Annotated in this window: 14 protein-coding genes, 1 pseudogene and 1 CRISPR repeat array (1 of these 16 cut by a window edge); of the genes and pseudogenes, 7 read left to right on the top strand and 8 right to left on the bottom strand. The window is 63.3% G+C overall.

The features are described from left to right. Positions 1–4 precede the first annotated feature (4 nt). From iolD to moeB, 3 genes are all read left to right on the top strand, one after another. Entirely contained in the window at positions 5–1,912 is a 1,908-nt protein-coding gene (gene iolD, locus N675_RS03385; protein ID WP_038038086.1) for a 3D-(3,5/4)-trihydroxycyclohexane-1,2-dione acylhydrolase (decyclizing), read from the top strand. Between the two features lie 102 nt (positions 1,913–2,014). After that, positions 2,015–2,836: a DeoR/GlpR family DNA-binding transcription regulator gene (locus N675_RS03390; RefSeq protein ID WP_051914041.1), complete on the top strand. Its 822-nt coding sequence runs from the start codon at positions 2,015–2,017 to the stop codon at positions 2,834–2,836. Between the two features lie 135 nt (positions 2,837–2,971). Then, positions 2,972–4,159, top strand: coding sequence for a molybdopterin-synthase adenylyltransferase MoeB (gene moeB, locus N675_RS03395; protein ID WP_038038087.1), 1,188 nt, complete (start codon positions 2,972–2,974; stop codon positions 4,157–4,159). Positions 4,160–4,240: 81 nt separating this feature from the next. Here the strand turns inward: moeB and N675_RS03400 are convergent, their stop codons facing one another. Genes N675_RS03400 through N675_RS03410 form a run of 3 tightly spaced genes read right to left on the bottom strand, consistent with a single transcriptional unit; the run spans position 4,241 to position 5,979 of the window. Continuing rightward, positions 4,241–4,753: a M67 family metallopeptidase gene (locus tag N675_RS03400; protein WP_038038088.1), complete on the bottom strand. Its 513-nt coding sequence runs from the start codon at positions 4,751–4,753 to the stop codon at positions 4,241–4,243. After that, positions 4,750–5,028: a ubiquitin-like small modifier protein 1 gene (locus N675_RS03405; protein WP_038038089.1), complete on the bottom strand. Its 279-nt coding sequence runs from the start codon at positions 5,026–5,028 to the stop codon at positions 4,750–4,752. Before N675_RS03405 ends, N675_RS03400 begins: the two co-directional genes overlap by 4 nt. 42 nt (positions 5,029–5,070) lie before the next feature. Next, the gene (locus N675_RS03410; RefSeq protein WP_338417739.1) at positions 5,071–5,979 is read right to left on the bottom strand and encodes a PLP-dependent cysteine synthase family protein; all 909 of its coding nucleotides are present in this window, start codon (positions 5,977–5,979) and stop codon (positions 5,071–5,073) included. 265 nt (positions 5,980–6,244) lie between these two features. On the opposite strand from N675_RS03410, the pseudogene N675_RS14820 reads away from it, so the two are divergent. Next, a pseudogene (locus N675_RS14820) lies at positions 6,245–7,003 on the top strand (protein kinase domain-containing protein); the annotation flags it as partial. A gap of 486 nt (positions 7,004–7,489) precedes the next feature. Then, complete coding sequence (locus N675_RS14825; RefSeq protein ID WP_422396425.1) at positions 7,490–8,134, top strand: PASTA domain-containing protein; 645 nt, start codon at positions 7,490–7,492, stop codon at positions 8,132–8,134. A gap of 787 nt (positions 8,135–8,921) precedes the next feature. Here N675_RS14825 and N675_RS13945 read toward each other — a convergent pair. Next, positions 8,922–9,281, bottom strand: a complete 360-nt coding sequence (locus tag N675_RS13945; RefSeq protein WP_231577924.1) for an SHOCT domain-containing protein — start codon at positions 9,279–9,281, stop codon at positions 8,922–8,924. A gap of 212 nt (positions 9,282–9,493) precedes the next feature. Between N675_RS13945 and N675_RS03425 the strand changes: the two genes are divergently transcribed. Then, positions 9,494–10,276 carry an enoyl-CoA hydratase/isomerase family protein gene (locus tag N675_RS03425; protein ID WP_038038093.1) on the top strand — a complete coding sequence of 261 codons (783 nt, stop codon included), beginning with the start codon at positions 9,494–9,496 and terminating at the stop codon, positions 10,274–10,276. 114 nt (positions 10,277–10,390) lie between these two features. Here the strand turns inward: N675_RS03425 and N675_RS03430 are convergent, their stop codons facing one another. Next, on the bottom strand, positions 10,391–11,227 hold the full coding sequence (locus N675_RS03430; protein ID WP_038038094.1) for a hypothetical protein: 837 nt from the start codon (positions 11,225–11,227) through the stop codon (positions 10,391–10,393). Between the two features lie 141 nt (positions 11,228–11,368). Here N675_RS03430 and N675_RS03435 point away from each other — a divergent pair, with 141 nt between their 5' ends. Next, complete coding sequence (locus tag N675_RS03435; protein ID WP_197066264.1) at positions 11,369–12,238, top strand: MBL fold metallo-hydrolase; 870 nt, start codon at positions 11,369–11,371, stop codon at positions 12,236–12,238. Positions 12,239–12,836: 598 nt separating this feature from the next. On the opposite strand, the gene N675_RS03440 is transcribed toward N675_RS03435, so the two are convergent. The 3 genes from N675_RS03440 to N675_RS03455 form a co-directional block, all read right to left on the bottom strand. Further along, positions 12,837–13,523 carry a hypothetical protein gene (locus N675_RS03440; RefSeq protein ID WP_038038096.1) on the bottom strand — a complete coding sequence of 229 codons (687 nt, stop codon included), beginning with the start codon at positions 13,521–13,523 and terminating at the stop codon, positions 12,837–12,839. Positions 13,524–13,985: 462 nt separating this feature from the next. Further along, the gene (locus tag N675_RS03450) at positions 13,986–15,062 is read right to left on the bottom strand and encodes a DNA-3-methyladenine glycosylase family protein (RefSeq protein WP_051914044.1); all 1,077 of its coding nucleotides are present in this window, start codon (positions 15,060–15,062) and stop codon (positions 13,986–13,988) included. After that, entirely contained in the window at positions 15,059–15,526 is a 468-nt protein-coding gene (locus tag N675_RS03455) for a carboxymuconolactone decarboxylase family protein (protein WP_038038098.1), read from the bottom strand. The genes N675_RS03450 and N675_RS03455 overlap by 4 nt, the downstream gene beginning before the upstream one ends. Before the next feature lie 349 nt (positions 15,527–15,875). Then, positions 15,876–20,683: direct repeats of the CRISPR family, unit length 30 nt; unit sequence GTTTCAATCCCTCATAGGTACGGGCAAAAC; it runs 1,372 nt beyond the window's last position.

The raw sequence follows: 20,683 nt of genomic DNA on the forward strand, positions 1-20,683 counted from the left end.
GACGATGACGACGCGCCGGCTGACGGTGGCGCAGGCCCTGGTGCACTTCCTGGCAGCGCAGTATAGCGAGCGCGATGGCGTGCGCCAGCGATTGATCCGCGGGGTCTGGGCCATTTTCGGGCATGGCAACGTAGCCGGGCTGGGGCAGGCGCTGGCCGAATACGGGACGAGGCTTGGGTTGCCGACCTATCGCCCGCAGCACGAGCAAGCGATGGTGCACGCCGCGGCCGCCTTTGCCCGCCACACTGAACGGCTGAGTACGTTTGCCTGCACCGCCTCGATCGGGCCAGGCTCGACGAACATGCTCACCGCAGCCGCGGGGGCAACGATCAACCGGCTGCCGGTGCTGCTCTTGCCAGCCGATGCCTTCGCCAACCGGGTACCTGATCCTGTGCTTCAGCAACTCGAGCACCCACTGGAGCGCGACGTCAGCGTCAACGATGCGTTTCGCCCGCTCTCGCGCTTCTTTGCCCGGATCACCCGGCCGGAGCAGATGCTGGACGTCCTGCCGGAGGCGATGCGGGTGCTGACGGATCCGGCCGAGACCGGGGCGGTGACGGTGGCCTTGCCGCAGGATGTGCAGGCCGAAGCCTATGACTGGCCAGTCGCCTTCCTGGCCGAGCGGGTCTGGCCGATCCGCCGGCCGGTGCCGGATCCGGCAGCGGTCGCCGTGGCGGCACAGCTGCTGCGGCAGGCGGAACGGCCGCTGGTGATTGTGGGCGGAGGAGCACGCTACAGTGCGGCGGGGGAGGCCCTGGCCGCGCTGGCCAGCCGCTTTGGCCTGCCGGTTGCCGAGACACAGGCGGGCAAAGGGGTGTTGAGCTGGCAGCATCCGTGGAACGTGGGGCCGATCGGGGTCAACGGCGGGCTGGCGGCTAACCGGCTGGCGCGGCAGGCTGACCTCATTCTGGCGGTCGGCACACGGCTGACCGATTTCACCACGGCGTCCAAGACGGCCTTCCAGCATCCTGCGGTGCGGGTCATCGGGCTGAACATTAACGCGGCCGATGCGGCCAAACTGGGCGGGGTGGCGCTGGTGGGCGATGCCCGGCAGGGGATAGAGGCCTTGGCGGTGGCGCTCAGCGACTGGCCGGGCACGGCTGTGCCCTACCGGGCCGAGGTGGCGCAGTTGCGGGCCGAGTGGGACGCGTGGGTCGCGGCGTGGCGCACGCCGCCCGCAGCAGCCGGGCCACGACTCCGCCAGGCGGCAGTGCTGGGAGTGCTCAACACGGTCGTCGGCGGGCGGGCGACGGTGATCAATGCGGCGGGGAGCATGCCGGGAGAGCTGTTGCGGCTCTGGCGTGCGGAGGAGCCCGCCGCCTACCACGTCGAGTATGGCTACTCGTGCATGGGCTACGAGTTGCCGGCAGGGATTGGAGTGAAGCTGGCCGAGCCAGACCGGGACGTGGTGGTGCTGGTGGGCGATGGGAGCTACCTCATGGCCAGCGCGGAGCTGGTCACCGCCGTGGCCGAGGGGCTTGACCTCACCGTGGTGCTGGTGGACAATGGCGGGTTTGGCTCGATCCACGGGTTACAGCAGGCGGTGGGCTCGCCGCCGTTCGGCAACCTGCTGCGGGCACGGAATCCGGCGACCGGGCAACTGGATGGGCCGCCGATCGTCGTCGACTACGTCCAGCATGCGGCGGCGATGGGAGCACGGGCCTGGGCTGTGACGAGCTACGAGGAACTGGCGGCGCGGCTAGCGGAGGCACGGCGGCTGCCGGGGGTGAAGGTGCTGGTTGTGCCGGTTGATCCAGACGACCGGCTGCCGGGCTGTGAGAGCTGGTGGGACGTGCCGGTTGCCGCAGTCTCGGAGCAGCCGGCGGTGCAGGCCGCCCGCCAGGCCTATGAGCAGGCCCGGCAGCACCAACGGTGGTTCGGGGCGCACACGGAAACGGTCACGACGCCTTGAGCCGCTCTCTGGCACCATTGGAGGTGTGAGGAAGAGCCGTTCTCGGTTGCTGACAGACCGTATCAACGGTAGAGCATTGTATCGAAATGTGAGGGGCGCGTGGTGCGAGCGGAAGAGCGACGGCGGCTGATTATCGAGTTACTCGAGCGTGAGGGAGAGGTCGCGGTCGACGCGCTTGCGCAGCGCTTTGGCGTCAGTCAGGTTACGATTCGCAAAGATCTGCATGAACTAGAAGAGCGTGGCATTCTCCACCGCACGCATGGCGGGGCCATTCCGGTCCATAAAAGCCTGTTTAATCCTTCGTTCTACGAGAAGCTCAACTTTAAGCGGCAGGAAAAACAAGCGATCGCCTGGGCCGCGCTCGAGCTGATCCAAGAGGGCGACAGCATCATCCTGGATGCTGGCAGCACCACGCTCGCCCTGGCACGGCTGCTGCGCCACCGGTTTCGTCGGCTCTACGTCATCACGAATTCGATGCCGGTCGCCTTGGAACTGTCCAAGTCCGGCTTCGATGTGCTACTCACGGGCGGGCAGATGCGGCACCATAGCCTGGCGCTCATCGGGCCGGCAGCGGTCGACATGCTGCGGCACTACCATGTCGACAAAGCGTTTCTGGGGGCGACGGGTGTGGATGACCAAGGCTACTCGACGCCGAACCCGATTGAAGCGCAGACGAAACGGGCGCTGCTGCAGGCTGCGAGCGTGGCCTACGTGCTCGCCGACTCCAGCAAGCTTGGGCAGCCAACGCTGGCACGTTTCGCGGCGTTGGAAGAAGTGGCCCTGCTCATTACTGATGCTGCGGCCCCGGCTGACTTCTTGTCGCGCCTGGATGCACGTGGGCTCCGCTACCTTCTGGCACCGAACGTCGATGCCGTCGAAGGAAAGCGCGCGAGCGCTGGTATCGCGGCGCAAGACGATGGATGAGGCCGAGGCTCGCGCGTGGTGGTTGCTCCATCGGTGATGGAATTGGAATAGCGGCCTCGGGTATCGCGTTTGATGTAGACTGGAAAGACCAGCGCGCAGCGCGCGGAGGATTATGGGTGGAGGTAAAGGAACCCGATGCCGCGAGAGTACGAGAAGCTCTTCCAAGAGATTAAGCAAGCCATTCAAGAGGTCGACGTGCACCAGCTCTACCAGGAGTTGCGGCAGGGCCGTCGTCCCGTCGTCATTGACGTGCGTGAGCGCGAGGAGTGGGAGCAAGGGTATATCCCCGGCGCGGTCTTCATTCCCCGCGGCTACCTCGAACTGCAGGTTGAAGACCGTGTGCCCGATAAGGACACGCCGGTCTACGTCTACTGCGCTGGCGGAGTACGGTCAGCCTTCGCGGCTAAGACGCTGCAGGAGATGGGCTATCGGCACGTCTACAGCGTCGCTGGCGGCTTCAGCGCGTGGAAGCATGCCGGCTACCCCTTCGTTACGCCACGGCAGTGGACGCGCGAGCAACTGCAGCGCTACAGCCGGCACTTCCTGATTCCAGAAGTCGGCGAGTCAGGGCAAGCGCGCCTGCTCGACTCCAAGGTGCTGGTCATCGGCGCCGGCGGGCTCGGTTCGCCAGCCGCGCTGTACCTGGCCGCTGCCGGCGTTGGCACGATCGGCATCGTCGATAACGACGTCGTCGATTTGAGCAACCTGCAGCGCCAGATCATCCACACGACTGATCGGGTCGGCCAGCCCAAGACGGAGTCGGCCCGGCAGACGCTCACCGCGCTCAACCCTGACGTGAACGTTGTGCTCCATGATGTCTGGCTGACGAGTCAGAACATTCTCGACATCATCCGCGACTACGACGTCATCGTGAACGGAGCCGACAACTTCCCAACACGCTACCTGGTCAACGACGCAGCCGTACTCCTGGGCAAGCCGGTCGTCGATGCCAGCATCTTCCGCTTCGAGGGGATGGTCACCGTCTACAAGCCGGGCGAGGGGCCATGCTACCGCTGCCTGTTCCCGGAACCACCGCCGGCTGACCTGGCGCCGACCTGCGATCAGGCGGGCGTGCTCGGCGTCCTCACGGGCGTCATCGGCGCGCTACAGGCCAACGAGGCGATCAAGCTGCTGCTCGGGCTGGGTGAGCCACTGGTCGGGCGCGTGCTGCTCTTCGACGGGCTGACAACGACCTTCCGCGAGCTGACGGTCGCTCGCGACCCCGACTGCGCGATCTGCGGCCCGAACGCGACGGTCACGCCGGAGACGATCGGGCAGATCGACTACCAGCAGTCATGCTTGCTGCCGAGCGTGGCCGACTAGTTCTCCGTCCGCTACACGAGCATGAAACGACGCCCCGGGGCAAACACTCCGGGGCGTCGCACGCATACGGGGTTGCCAGGCTTACCGCTCTGCAGCGCTCCCAGACTCGGCCTCATCAATGATGCGAATGGGCACTTCGGTCACCTGGCCGTTGACGATCCGATAGGCCCGCAGGTCTGGATGCTCAGGATCAGCCAGGGAACAGATGAGGTGGTAGACGTGCGACCAGTAGGCGGCGAGCTCAATATCGGTGCGCGAGGGGCGAGCCGGGGACGCTGGGTGCGAGTGATAGTTGCCGATATGCTCGAGCCCACGGGCCTCCATGTCGCGTAGTGCTCGGAACTGCGCTTCGGGGTCCATGAAGAACCGCTCGGCGGTCAATACCTCAGGCCCGCGCAGGCCGGAGATTTTCCCTTCGGGGTAGAGCCCACGCTCGGCGAAGAACTCGGCGGCGGCGTCCGCGCGGTTCGGCACTTCGTAGACGCGCTCGACGCGGCTGCCGTGGCCAGCCAGGAGCCCACAGCACTCGCGTGGTGCTTCGCGCCGGGCGTGGGCGATGATCGCCTCGTAGTCAGCTCGCCGCAGCTCAATCATCGTCCGCCAGCCATCGCCGGGACGATGCCAACCTCGTCCCCCTCCTGCAACGGCGTCTCCAGTCCCTGCAACGTCCGCACGTCCTTGCCATTCACGAAGACACTGACGAAGCGGCGCAGGCGGCCATCCGGCTCAACCAGGCGATCACGGAGACCAGGGAAATGCTGGTCGAGCGCAGCCAGCGCGTCGCCAACCGTTGTGGCCTGGACGTCAACCGAAGACTGTCCGCCAGTAAACTGGCGCAGTGGTGCGGGGATCATGACCTTGACTGCCATCTGTTGCTACCCTCCCGTTCTTGCTCTGGTATCCTTCGCACGCTATGACCCGTCTTGCCAGAGTGGCGTACTGAGGTACTTGACGCCGCTGTCCGGCAAAATCACCACAATGACGCCATGATCGAGCTCGCGCGCAACGCGGAAAGCCGCGACGACGGCCGCCGCTGCTGACGGACCGACAAAGAGGCCCTCTTCACGGGCCAGCTGGCGGGCCATGGCAAAGGCTTCATCGGTGTTCACAAACTCCATCCGGTCGATCACCGAGGGATCGTAGATCGCTGGGACGATGGCGGTGGTGAGATGCTTAAGGCCTTCAAGGCCGTGGAACGCGTCATCGGGCTGGACGCCGACGAGGGTGATCGCCGGGTTGAACTCCTTCAAGCGGCGGCCAGTGCCCATCATCGTGCCGGTGGTCCCTAAGCCGGCAACGAGGTGCGTGACGGCGCCGTCGGTTTGTTCGATGATTTCGACGCCGGTGCCGTTGTAGTGGGCACGCCAGTTGGCGGGATTGCTGTACTGGTCGGCGTAGAAGTAGCGATCGGGCTCCCGCGCAGCCAGCTCGCGGGCCAGGCGAATGGCGCCGTCGGTGCCTTCATAGGGGTCGCTGAAGAGCAACTGGGCGCCGTAGGCCTGCAGGATGCGCCGCCGCTCTTCGCTAATGCTCTCCGGCACGACTAAGGTGACGGAGAAGCCCCAGGCAGCACCGATCATGGCATAGGCAATGCCCGTATTGCCCGACGTCGCATCGAGCAACGTCATGCCAGGGCGCAGCAGCCCCTGTTCCATCGCCTCCTTGACGATTTGCAAGGCTGCACGGTCCTTGATTGAGCCACCGGGGTTGAACCATTCCGCCTTGCCGAGGATCTGCACGTCTGCGGGCACGCCATGCTGCTGTGGTATCCGCTCGAGCCGGACGAGCGGCGTCCGGCCGATGCACTCGGTGACCTGCATTCCGTGTTGTTCTCGGACATGCGCTCGCATGCTCACGCTCGCCTTCCGGCTGAGCCGCTCCCAGCCTCTGCTCTTAGGATGCCAAAGCACGGAGCGGCTCGTCGCCCCACGGTCCTGCAACGCTCGTGACTAGCCGACTATTCCCCAGCCACGCCCCTGCGAGCACAGGCGCATCCGTAGTAGGATAGCGACAACGCGAGTACGCTTCGCGACGGCGAGGAGCGAGGCGCGGCAGAGGGGGCCGAGCAGCGAGGAAGGCGCAACGGTGCAAGCGACGGTCTTGAACGGGCGCTACCGGCTCGAAGAGGTGATCGGCCAAGGAGGCATGGCAGTTGTCTACCGTGGCGTCGACCTCGCCCTTGGCCGGGATGTAGCGATCAAGATTCTGCGAGGACAGTACGGCAGCGATCCGAACTTCCTGCGCCGCTTCGAGCGCGAGGCTCAGGCGGCGGCCCGGCTCAGCCATCCGAACATCGTCAGTGTCTACGACGTCGGGCACGACAACGGCGTGCACTACATCGTCATGGAGTACGTGCCGGGACAGACGCTCAAGCACCTGATCCTTCGCCATGCGCCCTTCACGGTCGATGAGGCAGTGCCTATCATCAACCAGGTCGCCGCAGCCCTCGACTATGCTCATTCGCACGGGCTTGTGCACCGCGATATCAAGCCACAGAACATTCTGGTTGACGATCAAGGCCATGTCAAAGTGACGGATTTCGGCATCGCCAAGGGGCTGACCGACGCCAGTCTCACCGAAGCCGGCGTGGGGCTCGGCACCGTGCACTACGTCTCGCCCGAGCAAGCCCGCGGCGAGCCTGCAACACCGGCGTCTGATATCTACGCGCTCGGCGTCGTCCTCTATGAGATGCTCACCGGCCGGCTGCCCTTCGACGCGGATAACCCGATCGGCCTGGCAATGCAGCACGTGCAGGCGCCGCCCCCGCTGCCACGGCAGTTCAACCCGAATATCCCGCCGCAGGTCGAGCAAATCATCTTGCGCGCGCTCGCCAAGAATCCAATGCAACGCTTTGCTCGGGCAACTGACCTCGCGCGGGCACTCGAGCGCTGGCGCCAACTGCCGAATGATCCAGCTGCGGCGGCCTTGGCACTTGGCGGGCGCGGCGCAGCGCCGCCCGCGTGGGGAACTGTCCGCCCGCGGGGAACGCGTGCTGCACCCCCACCCAGGATCCCGACTCGAGGCAACGAACTTGGCTGGGCGACCTGGTTAATCGGCACTGCAATCCTCATCGGCATCGTCGCGCTCGTCCTCATTGCCTTCAAACTCGTCGATCTCTCGGCGCTCTCCGGAACAAATCCCACCCCCACGCGCACTGCCGTTGCCAGCGTTGCCTCACCGACAGCAACGCCTGCAGCCACTCCAACAGAACTGGCAACGCCAACGGCGGCGCTGACACCGAGCCCGAGTCCAAGTCCAAGCCCAAGCCCAAGCCCGAGTCCAAGCCCCACACCGACCGTCGCGGCAACGCCAACGCCGGAACTTGCGCGTGTGCCCGTCTTCGTTGGCTCGACGCTGGCGCAGGCGCAGCAGGCGGCGAAGGTCGGGAACTTCCAGCTCAACATCCAGAACGTCTATGACGACGTTGTGCCGAAAGGCGTGATTATCAAGCAAGATCCACCAGCGGGCACCGAGCTTGCCAAAGGATCGACAGTCACAGTTTGGGTCAGTCAGGGGCCCCAGTTCATCTCCTTCCCCAAGCTCGACGTTCAGCCCTATGACCAGGCCCTGCGCCAACTGCAGAGCCTCGGCCTGAACGTCAACCGCGTGGAGGAACCAAGCCAGACTGTCCCCGAAGGGCAAGTCATCCGCACGGATCCGCCTGGGCCGGGGCAAGTCCCCAGCGGCGGCACAGTGACCGTCTATGTCAGCATGGGCGACAAGGTAAAGGTGCCGGACGTCTACAAGATGCCGTATCAGCAGGCGGTGCAAGTCTTGCAGAGTGCGGGACTGGTTGTTGGCTCGGTTTCACCGCAGACCTGCACCTACATTCGGACGCACGGCGCGCCAAACTTTGACTGCGCGTCCTTCCCCAACGGCGGCGTCGTCAGTGGCACGCTCCAGTGGAACACCTGGGTACCACGCGGAGCACGCATTGACATTGCCTACTACCAGGCTACACCATCGGGCCAGTAGCGGATGCTGTGGCGTCTGGTGATGTTCGGCCTCGGGCTCGCTGCTGGTCTGGCCATTGTCGGTGGCGCAACGGCAGCGAACCGAGCCGACCGGATCGTCGTCAGCAACACGGGGACAACCCTCACCGCGCTTGTCCAGTTCGGCACACAGCGCATCGCCGTCGGTGGCAGTGCGACCCGCACGGGACTTGTGGAACTGCTCGATCGCACAACGCTTCCCTGGGATCGTCACCCCGTGACGCTCCTCCTCGATGCACGAAGCACGGAGCAACTCCCTGGCGTGCTCGACGCCGTTGCACGCCAGCGCATTGGGGCGATCGTGCTCCTCGGCAAGCGGGGCGACGACCCGGCGTGGGCGTTGCTTTGGCAGGCCGCAGCAGCACACCACGTGCGCATCCACGAGGTCGAGCGCTCGACCCGGGTCATCCTTGGCCAGCGGCATCCGGCTGTGCTGCTGGTGACCCAAGGGAAAGGGCAGCTGAGCGGGCTCCGCATCTGGACAGGCCGGCTCTCGTGCCTCCTTGCAACATCTGGCACGGCGAGGCCGACAGCGGCTCGGCCAGAAGCATGCCTGATTGACCTGAGTGGACGCGTCCAGACACCGGCGCGACTGCTCGTGCGGCCAGCGCCGCGCACGCCTGACACCGCGCCGCCGCCGGGCCAGCAGCGCGTGACCGTGCGCACCGGCATGCGGGTGACGTTGCAGCTCGCTCACGCGCAGGTACGTGTCCCCCGGTCAGCGCTCGACGCGGCCGCGGCGCCGCCAGGTCGTTCGATGCCAGCGCAGCCTACCCGCGCAGGTCACGCAGCATCTGCTCATACTGCTCACGCGTCAGCTCACCGCGGGCATAGCGTTCCTGCAGGATGGCAATGGCCTGCGATGACGGCTGGGATTGGCTCGGTCGCGTCAGGCGCTGGATTGCCCAGGCGATCAGGACGAGCACACCGAGGAAGACGGCAAACCGCCCTGCCACGATCAGCACGAACCACCAATTCCAGACCGGCCCAACGCGATACCATGGCACGAGCGGGCCGTGGAATCGCAACATCGGCTCATGCCCCACGACGAAACGCGGCAGAGAGAGCAGCACGACCCCGATGATGATCAGCAGGATGCCAGCAAGGCCGAGCGAGTTCGCGCGTTGCATCGTGCACCTCCACCAGCAGTGCTTCTCCCTGTGACGATACTGAGCACGGCGCACACTGACAAGCCGGATTGCTCTTCCCCAACCCACGGTCAGGCAGTGAGGCGCGGCCAGCCCGTCATCCTACGCTGAGATACGCACTCATCCACCCCTTCCTGGAAGCGAAGAGAAAGAATCCTGGCACAATAGGGGAGAAGGCATGAAGGGAGCAGGCAATGGCTGAAGAGCCCGTGTTGCTACAGGCCCGCGATGGCGACGTCGTCACCCTCACGCTGAACCGCCCCCAGGCCCGAAACGCCCTCAGCCGCGCTCTCGCCGAGGCCCTCCGCACGGCCGCCGAGGCGTTGGCCGCCGACCACACAGTTCGGGCGGTGCTGGTGCGCGGCGTGCCGCCCGCGTTCTGCGCTGGCGCCGACCTGCGCGAACGCCTCGATCTCCCGCCCGACGCCCTCACCGCCCACACGCAGGCTGTCCGTGCCGCCGTCGAGGCTGTCGCACAGCTGCCGATGCCGACTATCGCCGTCATCGCTGGCCCGTGCCTGGCTGGCGGACTCGAACTTGCGCTGGCCTGCGACGTGCGCTTCGCCAGCACGACCGCGACGTTCGGCCTGCCGGAGGTTCGCCGCGGCATTTTCCCGGCTGCTGGCGGCATCATCCGCCTGCCGGCCGTTGTCGGGCCGTCGCGCGCGGCTGACCTGATCCTCAGCGGGCGCATCATCGACGCGGAGGAAGCCTTCCGTATCGGCCTCATCGATCGGCTCTGCCCGCCAGAGGCACTCGAGGACGCGGTTGCCAGCTACCTCGCCGAGCTTGCGCAGACCGCGCCGCTCGCTGTCCGCGCAGCGAAGGCCGCGCTCGCTGCTGCTCGCCCAGCCCTTTCGCCCGAGGCGCTGGCCACGATCGATCAGCTCCGCGCCGCTCTCGACGCGACTGAGGACTACCAGGAAGGGCTGCGGGCCTTCCGCGAGCGCCGTCCCCCGCGCTTCACCGGGCGCTAAGTGTGGGGGCGCGCCAGCGTCATGCTCGGGCTTCCCGCAACGCCACGGCACGGGTCGTTCACACAGGCGTGGCGATGCCGTGTCTGGGATATGGGTACGCCTGCTCCGCGCTGCCTACTGCGGCGACGCGTCTGGCGTTGACCCAGAAGACGGGGTGGCTGGAGGGATCTGCACCGAATGGGGCGGCACGATTACGACGGTCGGCAGGCCAGCAAGGCCGCCAGAGCTGCCCCCAATGGGTGTCGCTGGCGGCATGGTGGCTGGGACTGAGCCGGGCGGCGGAGCAGTCGCTTGCGGCGTCGGGGAGACAACAGCGCCGGATGACGTTGCCGACCCCTCGGGCGTGCCGGTGGTACGCACAGGCGGGTTCATCACGCCGCCGGGGCTAGCGTTGCCCGCGCCTGACGTCGTCGAGTCGACGACAAGCTGGTGTGTCGTGCCATTGACGATGAGCTGATATTCCCCAGCCTCGAGCGGCCCCAGCGCGACCGTCACCGTTGTTTCGCGCACGACCTGAGCACAGATCGCATCAGCCGGGCGCTGGCCTACGAGCGTGACGGTGATGCGCGTGCCTTGCCGCTCGACGCGGGGCGCCGCTGGGGTGGTGCAGGCGTCAGGCAGGAGCACGCGCACCAGGAGAGTAACCGGCTGCCCGGGTGCCACCGGCTCGGGGGTGACCGCAAGCACCTGGAGCAGTGGTGCTGTTGCATCTGGCGTGGCCGGTGATGATGCGTCTGGCGTCGTCGGTGGCGTTGCGTCTGGGGTAGCAGATGGGGTGGTCATTGTTGTCCCTCCGCGTGGTGCAGCGAGCACGCCGACGACCGCCACGCCGAGGATGACGGCCACCAGCGTGGCGAGCCCGAAGAAGAGCAGGCGTTCGGCCCGACGGGGCGACGGCGCATCTGCTTCGGGCGGCAGACCGGCTGGTCGATCCGGGCGAGACTGCGACACCGGCGGCTCCTTCTACATCCACATCCCTCTTGTTGGGTAAAACGACGGCAGGCGACGATGAGTTCCCGCACCATCGCCTACAATCATGGTCGGCAGCACCGATCGTATGCAGGAGAGGCCCGGAGCCAGGCAAAGGAGGGCATGATGGCAGGGCAAACACTCACGGTTGGGCCGTTTCAGGTGACCCCACTCGTTGATGCTGAGGGCGGCTTCTTCCCGCTCTCCGTCGTCTTTCCCCACGACACGCCGCGTGTCGCCGCCTTCCGTGAGGCCTACCCCGGCTCGTTCGCCGATCCCGAGACGCTCTACACGTTTGTCCGCTGCTATCTTGTTCGGACGCCGACGCAGCTGATTCTGGTCGACGGTGGGATTGGGCCGGGGCCGGTGCCGCTGTTCGGCAACAGCCGTGGACAGTTGCTCACTGCGCTGGCGGCCGAGGGCGTCACGCCAAACGCCATTGACCTCGTCTACTTCACGCATCTCCACCCTGACCACGCCGGGTGGGCAGTCGGCCCTGACGGACGGCCGACGTTTCCGCGCGCCCGCTACGTCGCGACCCGGACAGACTGGGAGACGTTTCAGCAGCCAGCGGTCAAGGAGGCGATGGACGCTTTGGTCGCGTACCTCGATCAGGCGGTCTACCCGCTCGCGCGCCTGGGCGTACTGGAACTGGTCGACGGTGAGGCTGAGCTTGCACCTGGCATCCGCGTCTGGCCGACGCCTGGGCACACAACCGGTCATGCCAGCCTGCTGCTCCAGGCCGAGGACACGACGGCGGCGATCCTCGGCGATGTCTACACGCATCCCGCGCAGGTACGACATCCCGACATTGCCGCCGCCTTCGACATGGACGCCGCAACAGCGCAGGCAACGCGTGAACGCGTCAATGCGTGGGCCGCGGAGACCGGTGCAATCGTGACCGTCACACACTTCCCGCAGCCGGGCGGCTTCGGCCGGATCGTGCGCGAGGGCGAGGTGTTTCGCTGGGAGCCGTTGCCAGCGCTACGTTGACGCCACCGGTGGCCAGAGCACTTCCCTGCCGTGAGCAGCCGACTGCGTGCGCAACGGTGCAGCGAGCACAGGCAGGGCAGCCAACGTTACTGAGATGAGCGCGCCGGTGGAACCAGAGCCAGAGCCAGTGTAGGGCTGCACGACGCTGGCACGTTCGCTGGGCGGATCGCGTGATCTGGTGCGGTGCCCGCGGTGGCGCGACGCCTCGCGGGCACTCGGCGCAACGTATCAGCGCAGGCAGAGCGCAGCCCAGATCGGCGGCCGCGTGCTCGAGTGCCATCCCCCTGTCGTGGACAACACGATGCAACACCTGTTGGGGACGCTGCTGCGGCATCCCAATCTTTCAGCAGTACAGGCAAAAACCGGGGCCAGTGCATCTGGCCCCAGCAGACCACGGCCGCGGTCAGGATTCAGCTGATGACAGGCACGCCCGGGCAGAGCGGGAGATCATCACGGAGCTGAGCATGCGTCCCCACCAGGCCCTGGCCTGCGACCGGATTTGATGACCTTACCCCGGCGCGCCGACCATGGAGAAACTGTGAGGATATCGATCAGGTTTCAGCAAGGCAACCACCCGTGTGGGGGCGATGCGTGATGCTCAGCCCCATTCGTCCTCTTCTTCGCGGAGTTCCCGGTTGAGGAAGACCAGGGACACCGCCTCCTGGCTCAGGGAGATGATGTCATGGGAGCGGCCTGTCCAGACGACCTGGCCCCACTCGTTGAGGGCGAGGCCGATCAGTTCACCGGGCCGTCCGGGCCAGCTCACGAGGTGACCTGCCCCGCGCTGCCCGTTCCAGGCCAGCTCCCGGATCTCCGGGATTAGGGTCAGGAGGCCGCGGAGAACCTCGAGATCAGTCACGTCATCCTGACCGGAGAACTGATCCGGATCGGCCAGGGACGGCTGGGAACCCGGCCCAGCCCTGGAACTGGACTGGGACGGTGTCCATCCGACGAGGTAGGAGGGAGACCACAGCTCCGGCTCCGGCGACTGCGGCGCCCTAGCCCACCACCCGGTCTGCTGCGGGATTCTGAGGAGCGGGGCGAGATAGCGCCGGTCGCTGATCCGGGCGATGAAAGACTGGACCAGTTCGAGGAGTGGCGTCGCCCCACCATCTTCCGGAATATGGAAGGACCAGGTCACCAACCCCTTGAGGACGGAGAGTGCGAGCTCGGGAGACTCGTCGAGCCGGTCCCAGTCGATAATCAGGCATTGCTCATCCGGATCAGGCGGGTCGACCCGGACATCGACCCACCCGCCTTCCATGTCGACCAGGATTCGTCTCATCGGTCACCTCCTATCGTGGCTATTGCGGACCATCCTGGCCTGGCAGGTTTGTGATCATGGCGGGCATGGGAGAGCCCAAGGGATTGCGCATGGCAATCGCGCGGGACGTGAGCACTAAGCGCTATGAACTCGCTAAGTATACAGAAAAGCATTTCAGGTTTCAACCTCACACCGGCGTGAGCGTTTCGCCCATGCCAGCAAGAACTCGGCAATGATTCAACCTAGCAGCAGGGTTGAGGGAAGGACCAACGTTGATCTGGCGTTGTGCTGGCGCCAGCATGAACGACCAGTTGCCAGGTGCCTGCGCCGCATGCTGGTCGAGCGCTGCAGCACACACCAGTGCGCGAGGCATTTGCCTGGCAACCACAAGCGTTCCTGGCTTCAGGCAATCAGCCGGCCTTCGCGTGCACCGCGCTCGCGTGCCGCAGCGGCACTGGACGCGGATGGTGGGAAACTTCTGGATCAGTGATTGCTCGCTGGCTCGGCATCGGGGAACGGTTCAGCGATCGGAGCCGTTTCCGTAAGGAGTCCGCGCTCAGCCAGGTTCCGGAGCAGTAGGGAGAAATAGATGAAGCCAGCGAAGGAGCGCCACGGCGCCAGCAAGGCAGCGAGGCGATCATAGTCCAGCGTGCCTTCGACGTCGAGCCAACGTTGCACGTTCCGTCGCGCGCCGACGTCGTCACCGGGGAAGATGTGCGTGCGGCCAAGCCCGCGCAACAGCACGTATTCAGCCGACCACCGGCCGATCCCTCGCACCGTACGCAGGAGCGCGATAGCTTGGTCGTCGGGCAGCGTCTCAAGCTTGTCGAGCGCGCCTGCCAGCACAGCACGCGCTGCCTCGACAACGGCCTGCCCTTTCTGACGGCTGAACGAAAGCGGCCGAAAATCCTCGGGAGCGCACGCTGCAATGCGATCCGGCGGCGGAAACGCCCGGGGAGCTGGCTCGCCAGATGGGGGAGCTGTTTCGTAAAAAACTGGCACACCGAACGTCTGCACAAACCGGTTGAGCAGCGTGATGCCGAAGGACAGCGTGACCTGCTGGCAGACAATTGCATTCACCAGCGCCTCGAAAAGCGAGGGATAGCGTGTGGGCCTGGCGCCGCGGAACTGCATCACCAGCGGGCCGAGCTTCGGATCGCGCGCGGCGAGGGCCAAGAACGGCTCGAGGTCAACATCCATGCCAAGCGTGCGCGTCAACCACGCCGTCGCTGCCGGGATGGCCTCGGGGCTGGCGCCGCTGAGCTGGACGGACAACACCGGATCGTCGACCGAGCCGACCTGCCGCACCGCCAGCTCAACGGGCCAGCATGCCGGTTGCTGTTCCATCACCGGCGCTGTCGTGGGACATGCCTCGCTCGGCCGGGAGCGGCCATCGCCTGCTGCGGCAGCGCGTGGAAGCAGCAGCGCCCGGCGATAGGTCGTACCGTCCCACCGATCAAGCTGGTTCTCGGGCCGACGGCGCAGGATCCACACCGTTGCGTCGAGTCGAAACGGTGCACGGGGGCGCAGTGTGAAGGTCACACGAGGCACCGCTGTCATGCGTGATAGCCTCGCTCAGCGGACACGTCCTCGACCTCAGGCGGGATGCAAAAACTGACATTCAGCCGGTTCCAGCCATTGATCGCGACGATCGCGAGGGTCAGGTACGCGAGCTCCGTAGGACTGAAGACGGCCCGAGCCTGCTCGTACACATCATCGGGCACGCCGGTCTGGGGGAGGAGCGTCACGGCCTCAGTCCAGGCGAGAGCCGCCCGTTCACGTGCGCTGTAGAACGGGGCCTCGCGCCAGGCCGGCAGCAGGTCGATTCGCTCCTGACGTTCACCATCCTCACATGCTTCGCGGATATGCATAGCCAGGCAGAACGCGCAGCCATTGAGCTGCGACGCGCGGATCTTCACCAGATGGAGGCAGGGGCGCTCCAGGCCACTTTGCGCGATTTCGCGTTCAAGGCCGCGCATCGCCTCGACCACACCAGGAGCAGCAGCGCGATAGTCATACCGCATACAACAACCTCCAACGCTCGCGGAATCGGCATTACTCCGCGAACCGGTTCCAGATCGGAGTATACGCCCGTCGTTTTCCGGTTCCATCGAGCGGCGTCACGTTGCCCATGGCGCGGCCTCGCGAGGCAGCACAGAGGAGACGTGCGCTGTCGGCTTGTGCGTGACCATTGGCTGAGCGGAACGGCATGTGGGACAGCCTGCACGCGCAGCTGGTGGGAGGATGCTATCGCGCCCTAGCAGGGGCCAAAAACCAGCGATCGCACCATCGAGGCGCACGGCGACGCAATTTCCAATAGGCATGGGCAACACTAAGCCTGACCCCCACGCGCTGGCACGCAGAACGCGCGGTTTCCAAATCCCTCATAGGTACGGACAAAACTCGGCTGGACTGCTCGCATTCCCCATCCCCACCTCGGGTTTCAATCCCTCATAGGTACGGGCAAGACTTGCGCTCGACCCGCAGACCGTGCGTGACCGTGCGATGTTTCAATCCCTCATAGGTACGGGCAAAACCGTACGGCGTTCTGCCGTATGTATGAAGTCTGGGAGTTTCAATCCCTCATAGGTACGGGCAAAACGCAGCCCAATGGCAAAGCCGTGGTGGCCCCTGACGAGGTTTCAATCCCTCATAGGTACGGGCAAGACATTGCCGCCAACCCACCGGAACATGCTGAGCAGATGTTTCAATCCCTCATAGGTACGGGCAAGACCTACCTCAGCCTCTACGACGTGCGTGCCGAGTTGGTGTTTCAATCCCTCATAGGTACGGGCAAGACGTTATTCGAAAAGATCGTGGCATATGCCGCAGAGAAGTTTCAATCCCTCATAGGTACGGGCAAGACAAACAATCAGGCTCACGAGCGCATTTGGGCACACTCGGCAGTTTCAATCCCTCATAGGTACGGGCAAGACACGTACCAGGTGTGGTTGGGGGTGCTGCGCGAGGGCAGTTTCAATCCCTCATAGGTACGGGCAAGACGGTGTCTCGAGGACTGGCATGCCGATCGGGGGAGGGTTTCAATCCCTCATAGGTACGGGCAAAACCTGGGGTGGGGGAAACAGCGGAACTGGATGCTATCGCTTGGCGGTTTCAATCCCTCATAGGTACGGGCAAAACTCGCCGAGGCTGGCAACCACATGCTCGATGACTCCGGCGTTTCAATCCCTCATAGGTACGGGCAAAACGCGTGCTTGCTCCCGGACACGGACTCCGGTTGCCAGGTTTCAATCCCTCATAGGTACGGGCAAAACGGTGAAGAGTCTCGTAGCAATTGCAACTGTTGTGCGTTTCAATCCCTCATAGGTACGGGCAAAACCGTTGCAGGAACGGGATGGACTGCGAGTGTTGACTCTGGTTTCAATCCCTCATAGGTACGGGCAAAACCATCCGCCTTGTTGACACTCATCGGTTCCCCCTTATCGTTTCAATCCCTCATAGGTACGGGCAAAACAAGATTGTCTTCCCGGGGAAGCCCCTCCGGGAAGACAGTTTCAATCCCTCATAGGTACGGGCAAAACGCCCGCTAAGAGTGAGTACCCCCCTGCGGCACTTGGGTTTCAATCCCTCATAGGTACGGGCAAAACTCACCGACGAGCTGAAGGAAGACAACCTAACTGTGGTTTCAATCCCTCATAGGTACGGGCAAAACCGTTGCCATCGCCACGATTTTCTCGACTGGGAGGTCGCGTTTCAATCCCTCATAGGTACGGGCAAAACCTCGGGCTCTGGTTGTGGCTCTGGCTTCGCTTCTGAGTTTCAATCCCTCATAGGTACGGGCAAAACGAAATTACCGCTGATCCCACTCTCTCGGACGAGTGGAGTTTCAATCCCTCATAGGTACGGGCAAAACTGACGGCATTCTTGAGGACGCCGAAGGCTGGAATGGGTTTCAATCCCTCATAGGTACGGGCAAAACCTGCACATCGGACTGGAGTTGTCCGATTCGGGTGAGTTTCAATCCCTCATAGGTACGGGCAAAACGAGCGACGGATTCAGCATCTTGAAGACCGACTCGCTGTTTCAATCCCTCATAGGTACGGGCAAAACGCTGGGACGACGTACGGCGTCTACGTCGGGCGCAAGTTTCAATCCCTCATAGGTACGGGCAAAACCGTGACACTCGATACCTTCCCGTAATGACCCGACGCCGTTTCAATCCCTCATAGGTACGGGCAAAACCGAGATCGAGGCATGCGTGAGGCCATGCGTGTCCAAGTTTCAATCCCTCATAGGTACGGGCAAAACAGCGGTCACGTGTCTGGGAGACGTAGCGCAGGAGCGGTTTCAATCCCTCATAGGTACGGGCAAAACATGACGAGCCCTCCGCGATCGGTACGACGGTCACGAGTTTCAATCCCTCATAGGTACGGGCAAAACCGTCCGCTGCTGCCAACTGAGCGAGGTGAGCGCTGGTGGTTTCAATCCCTCATAGGTACGGGCAAAACCTGCCAACGCCGTCGGCGTGAGGTCGACATCCGGCGTTTCAATCCCTCATAGGTACGGGCAAAACAAGGAGGTTCCCATGCCGGAACGCGCAGAAGCGCTCGTTTCAATCCCTCATAGGTACGGGCAAAACCGTACTTGCTCGGGAGCCCGGCCTGGCGGGCGACGGCGAGTTTCAATCCCTCATAGGTACGGGCAAAACTCGCCCGGTAATCTCTTGGTTCCGGATGATCATCCTGTTTCAATCCCTCATAGGTACGGGCAAAACCTTTCCTCCATATTATATTAGATATACGCCCGGCTGGTTTCAATCCCTCATAGGTACGGGCAAAACCTGCGCATTCTGCATCCAGAGCCGCCCCCAGCGAAGGTTTCAATCCCTCATAGGTACGGGCAAAACCATACTGTTCGTGCTCAATCCCGATTGAGCGGACGTTCGTTTCAATCCCTCATAGGTACGGGCAAAACCATGACCACGGCGAGCGGCACGATCGCCCGTCTCTGCGTTTCAATCCCTCATAGGTACGGGCAAAACGGAACGGCCAGCGTGATCCGCGCGTTCCGCGGCGGAGGTTTCAATCCCTCATAGGTACGGGCAAAACTCAACCGCGTCTTGCGCACTGGCGAAGCAGCATCCGTTTCAATCCCTCATAGGTACGGGCAAAACCCGCGCACAGCAGTCATACTCACCGCGAGGCCGGTGTTTCAATCCCTCATAGGTACGGGCAAAACGATTACCCGAAAGAGTTTGAACTCCTGTTACCGCAGTTTCAATCCCTCATAGGTACGGGCAAAACTCCCGAACGCCATAGGTTGCCACCGCCGCGGAGTCCTGTTTCAATCCCTCATAGGTACGGGCAAAACGCACTTCCACACTGGTTGTGCCCGATGTTGACATCCTGTTTCAATCCCTCATAGGTACGGGCAAAACTGCTTCGGTGACGGCGCTCCTTCTCAGCGCTCAGCCTGGTTTCAATCCCTCATAGGTACGGGCAAAACGATTGGCAAAGCCATTGGCCGCGCCGGCGGTGAGCGGTTTCAATCCCTCATAGGTACGGGCAAAACTGGGCCGCGAATTCGCGCACCGCCTTTGCGACCGGGGTTTCAATCCCTCATAGGTACGGGCAAAACGACAGGCATGTCCACGTGCTTCCTCGGCGTTCCAGCACGTTTCAATCCCTCATAGGTACGGGCAAAACCTCCGGCCGATGCCAGTTGAGCGCCGCCTTGACGTGTTTCAATCCCTCATAGGTACGGGCAAAACCTCCGGCCGATGCCAGTTGAGCGCCGCCTTGACGTGTTTCAATCCCTCATAGGTACGGGCAAAACCCGAGCCAACACGTCTTTCATGAAGCGCAGAATGTCGTGTTTCAATCCCTCATAGGTACGGGCAAAACTTGCGCACCCTTTCCCAGCGTCCCGACGTCGTCGAAGTTTCAATCCCTCATAGGTACGGGCAAAACCGCGCGGAGATGCTCGTCCGTCACGCGGCCGTATGTCCGTTTCAATCCCTCATAGGTACGGGCAAAACCGTACCCAATTCCCTGCGTGAATTGATCCTTGCGGTGGTTTCAATCCCTCATAGGTACGGGCAAAACGGCCGCCAGAATCCGTATCCATCACAAAGCTTGTCAAGTTTCAATCCCTCATAGGTACGGGCAAAACGGTTGGTCACATGACCACCCCCTCTTCTGTTCACACCTGGTTTCAATCCCTCATAGGTACGGGCAAAACCATCGATCGTAGGAGAAGACGAAGAAGAGGAGGTGGGTTTCAATCCCTCATAGGTACGGGCAAAACATGCTCGCCTCACCGAAGGCGCTCTCGCGCTTCTTGTTTCAATCCCTCATAGGTACGGGCAAAACACGTACCATTTTCCGAATGGGGGGATAGATGGACAAAGAGGTTTCAATCCCTCATAGGTACGGGCAAAACAGTGTCGTCACCGAGACCACACTGCCAGCCGCGGCGTTTCAATCCCTCATAGGTACGGGCAAAACGGTTGCCGGGCGGCCAATGTGCTCGGCCTGCGTAGAGTTTCAATCCCTCATAGGTACGGGCAAAACACCGTTCCGGTACGGAGCGATACCTTTGCCGTTGGATTGTTTCAATCCCTCATAGGTACGGGCAAAACTCGGCGTTGTCCCAGGTTGTCCACCAGGAGGTGGAGAAGGAGTTTCAATCCCTCATAGGTACGGGCAAAACAACTTTGTCTTCTCTACCGCGTCACCGACGATGGCAGGTTTCAATCCCTCATAGGTACGGGCAAAACTGGCCTCGATGTCTTTCTTCTCCTCGATGACGACTACATTGTTTCAATCCCTCATAGGTACGGGCAAAACACCGTGACGGTGATGGCGATCATCGGCATTGTCTTCCTGTTTCAATCCCTCATAGGTACGGGCAAAACCCAGGCCTTCGCTTGTTGATCCGGCGGGAGAAGCCGGTTTCAATCCCTCATAGGTACGGGCAAAACTGTGCTCGAGGCAGCCATCGCCGCCCTCGAGCAACCCGTTTCAATCCCTCATAGGTACGGGCAAAACGAGAAGTATCGTCTTCTCGATGATTCTTATTATCGATAGTTTCAATCCCTCATAGGTACGGGCAAAACACGGAGTAACAAGCGTAAGGGCATGAGGGGTAAGGTTGTTTCAATCCCTCATAGGTACGGGCAAAACGGCCAGCAGCTCGTCAGCCGCGACGCTCGTGCCATG

It is taken from the genome of Thermorudis peleae, from assembly GCF_000744775.1.
Lineage (GTDB): Bacteria > Chloroflexota > Chloroflexia > Thermomicrobiales > Thermomicrobiaceae > Thermorudis > Thermorudis peleae.

Excerpts from the sequence above, each read along its gene's own strand:
- iolD (WP_038038086.1), top strand. The coding sequence starts at position 5 with ATGACGACGCGCCGGCTGACGGTGGCGCAGGCCCTGGTGCACTTCCTG.
- moeB (WP_038038087.1), top strand. The coding sequence starts at position 2,972 with ATGCCGCGAGAGTACGAGAAGCTCTTCCAAGAGATTAAGCAAGCCATT.
- N675_RS03400 (WP_038038088.1), bottom strand. The coding sequence starts at position 4,753 with ATGATTGAGCTGCGGCGAGCTGACTACGAGGCGATCATCGCCCACGCC.
- N675_RS03405 (WP_038038089.1), bottom strand. The coding sequence starts at position 5,028 with ATGGCAGTCAAGGTCATGATCCCCGCACCACTGCGCCAGTTTACTGGC.
- N675_RS03410 (WP_338417739.1), bottom strand. The coding sequence starts at position 5,979 with ATGCAGGTCACCGAGTGCATCGGCCGGACGCCGCTCGTCCGGCTCGAG.
- N675_RS13945 (WP_231577924.1), bottom strand. The coding sequence starts at position 9,281 with ATGCAACGCGCGAACTCGCTCGGCCTTGCTGGCATCCTGCTGATCATC.
- N675_RS03425 (WP_038038093.1), top strand. The coding sequence starts at position 9,494 with ATGGCTGAAGAGCCCGTGTTGCTACAGGCCCGCGATGGCGACGTCGTC.
- N675_RS03435 (WP_197066264.1), top strand. The coding sequence starts at position 11,369 with ATGATGGCAGGGCAAACACTCACGGTTGGGCCGTTTCAGGTGACCCCA.
- N675_RS03440 (WP_038038096.1), bottom strand. The coding sequence starts at position 13,523 with ATGAGACGAATCCTGGTCGACATGGAAGGCGGGTGGGTCGATGTCCGG.
- N675_RS03450 (WP_051914044.1), bottom strand. The coding sequence starts at position 15,062 with ATGACAGCGGTGCCTCGTGTGACCTTCACACTGCGCCCCCGTGCACCG.
- N675_RS03455 (WP_038038098.1), bottom strand. The coding sequence starts at position 15,526 with ATGCGGTATGACTATCGCGCTGCTGCTCCTGGTGTGGTCGAGGCGATG.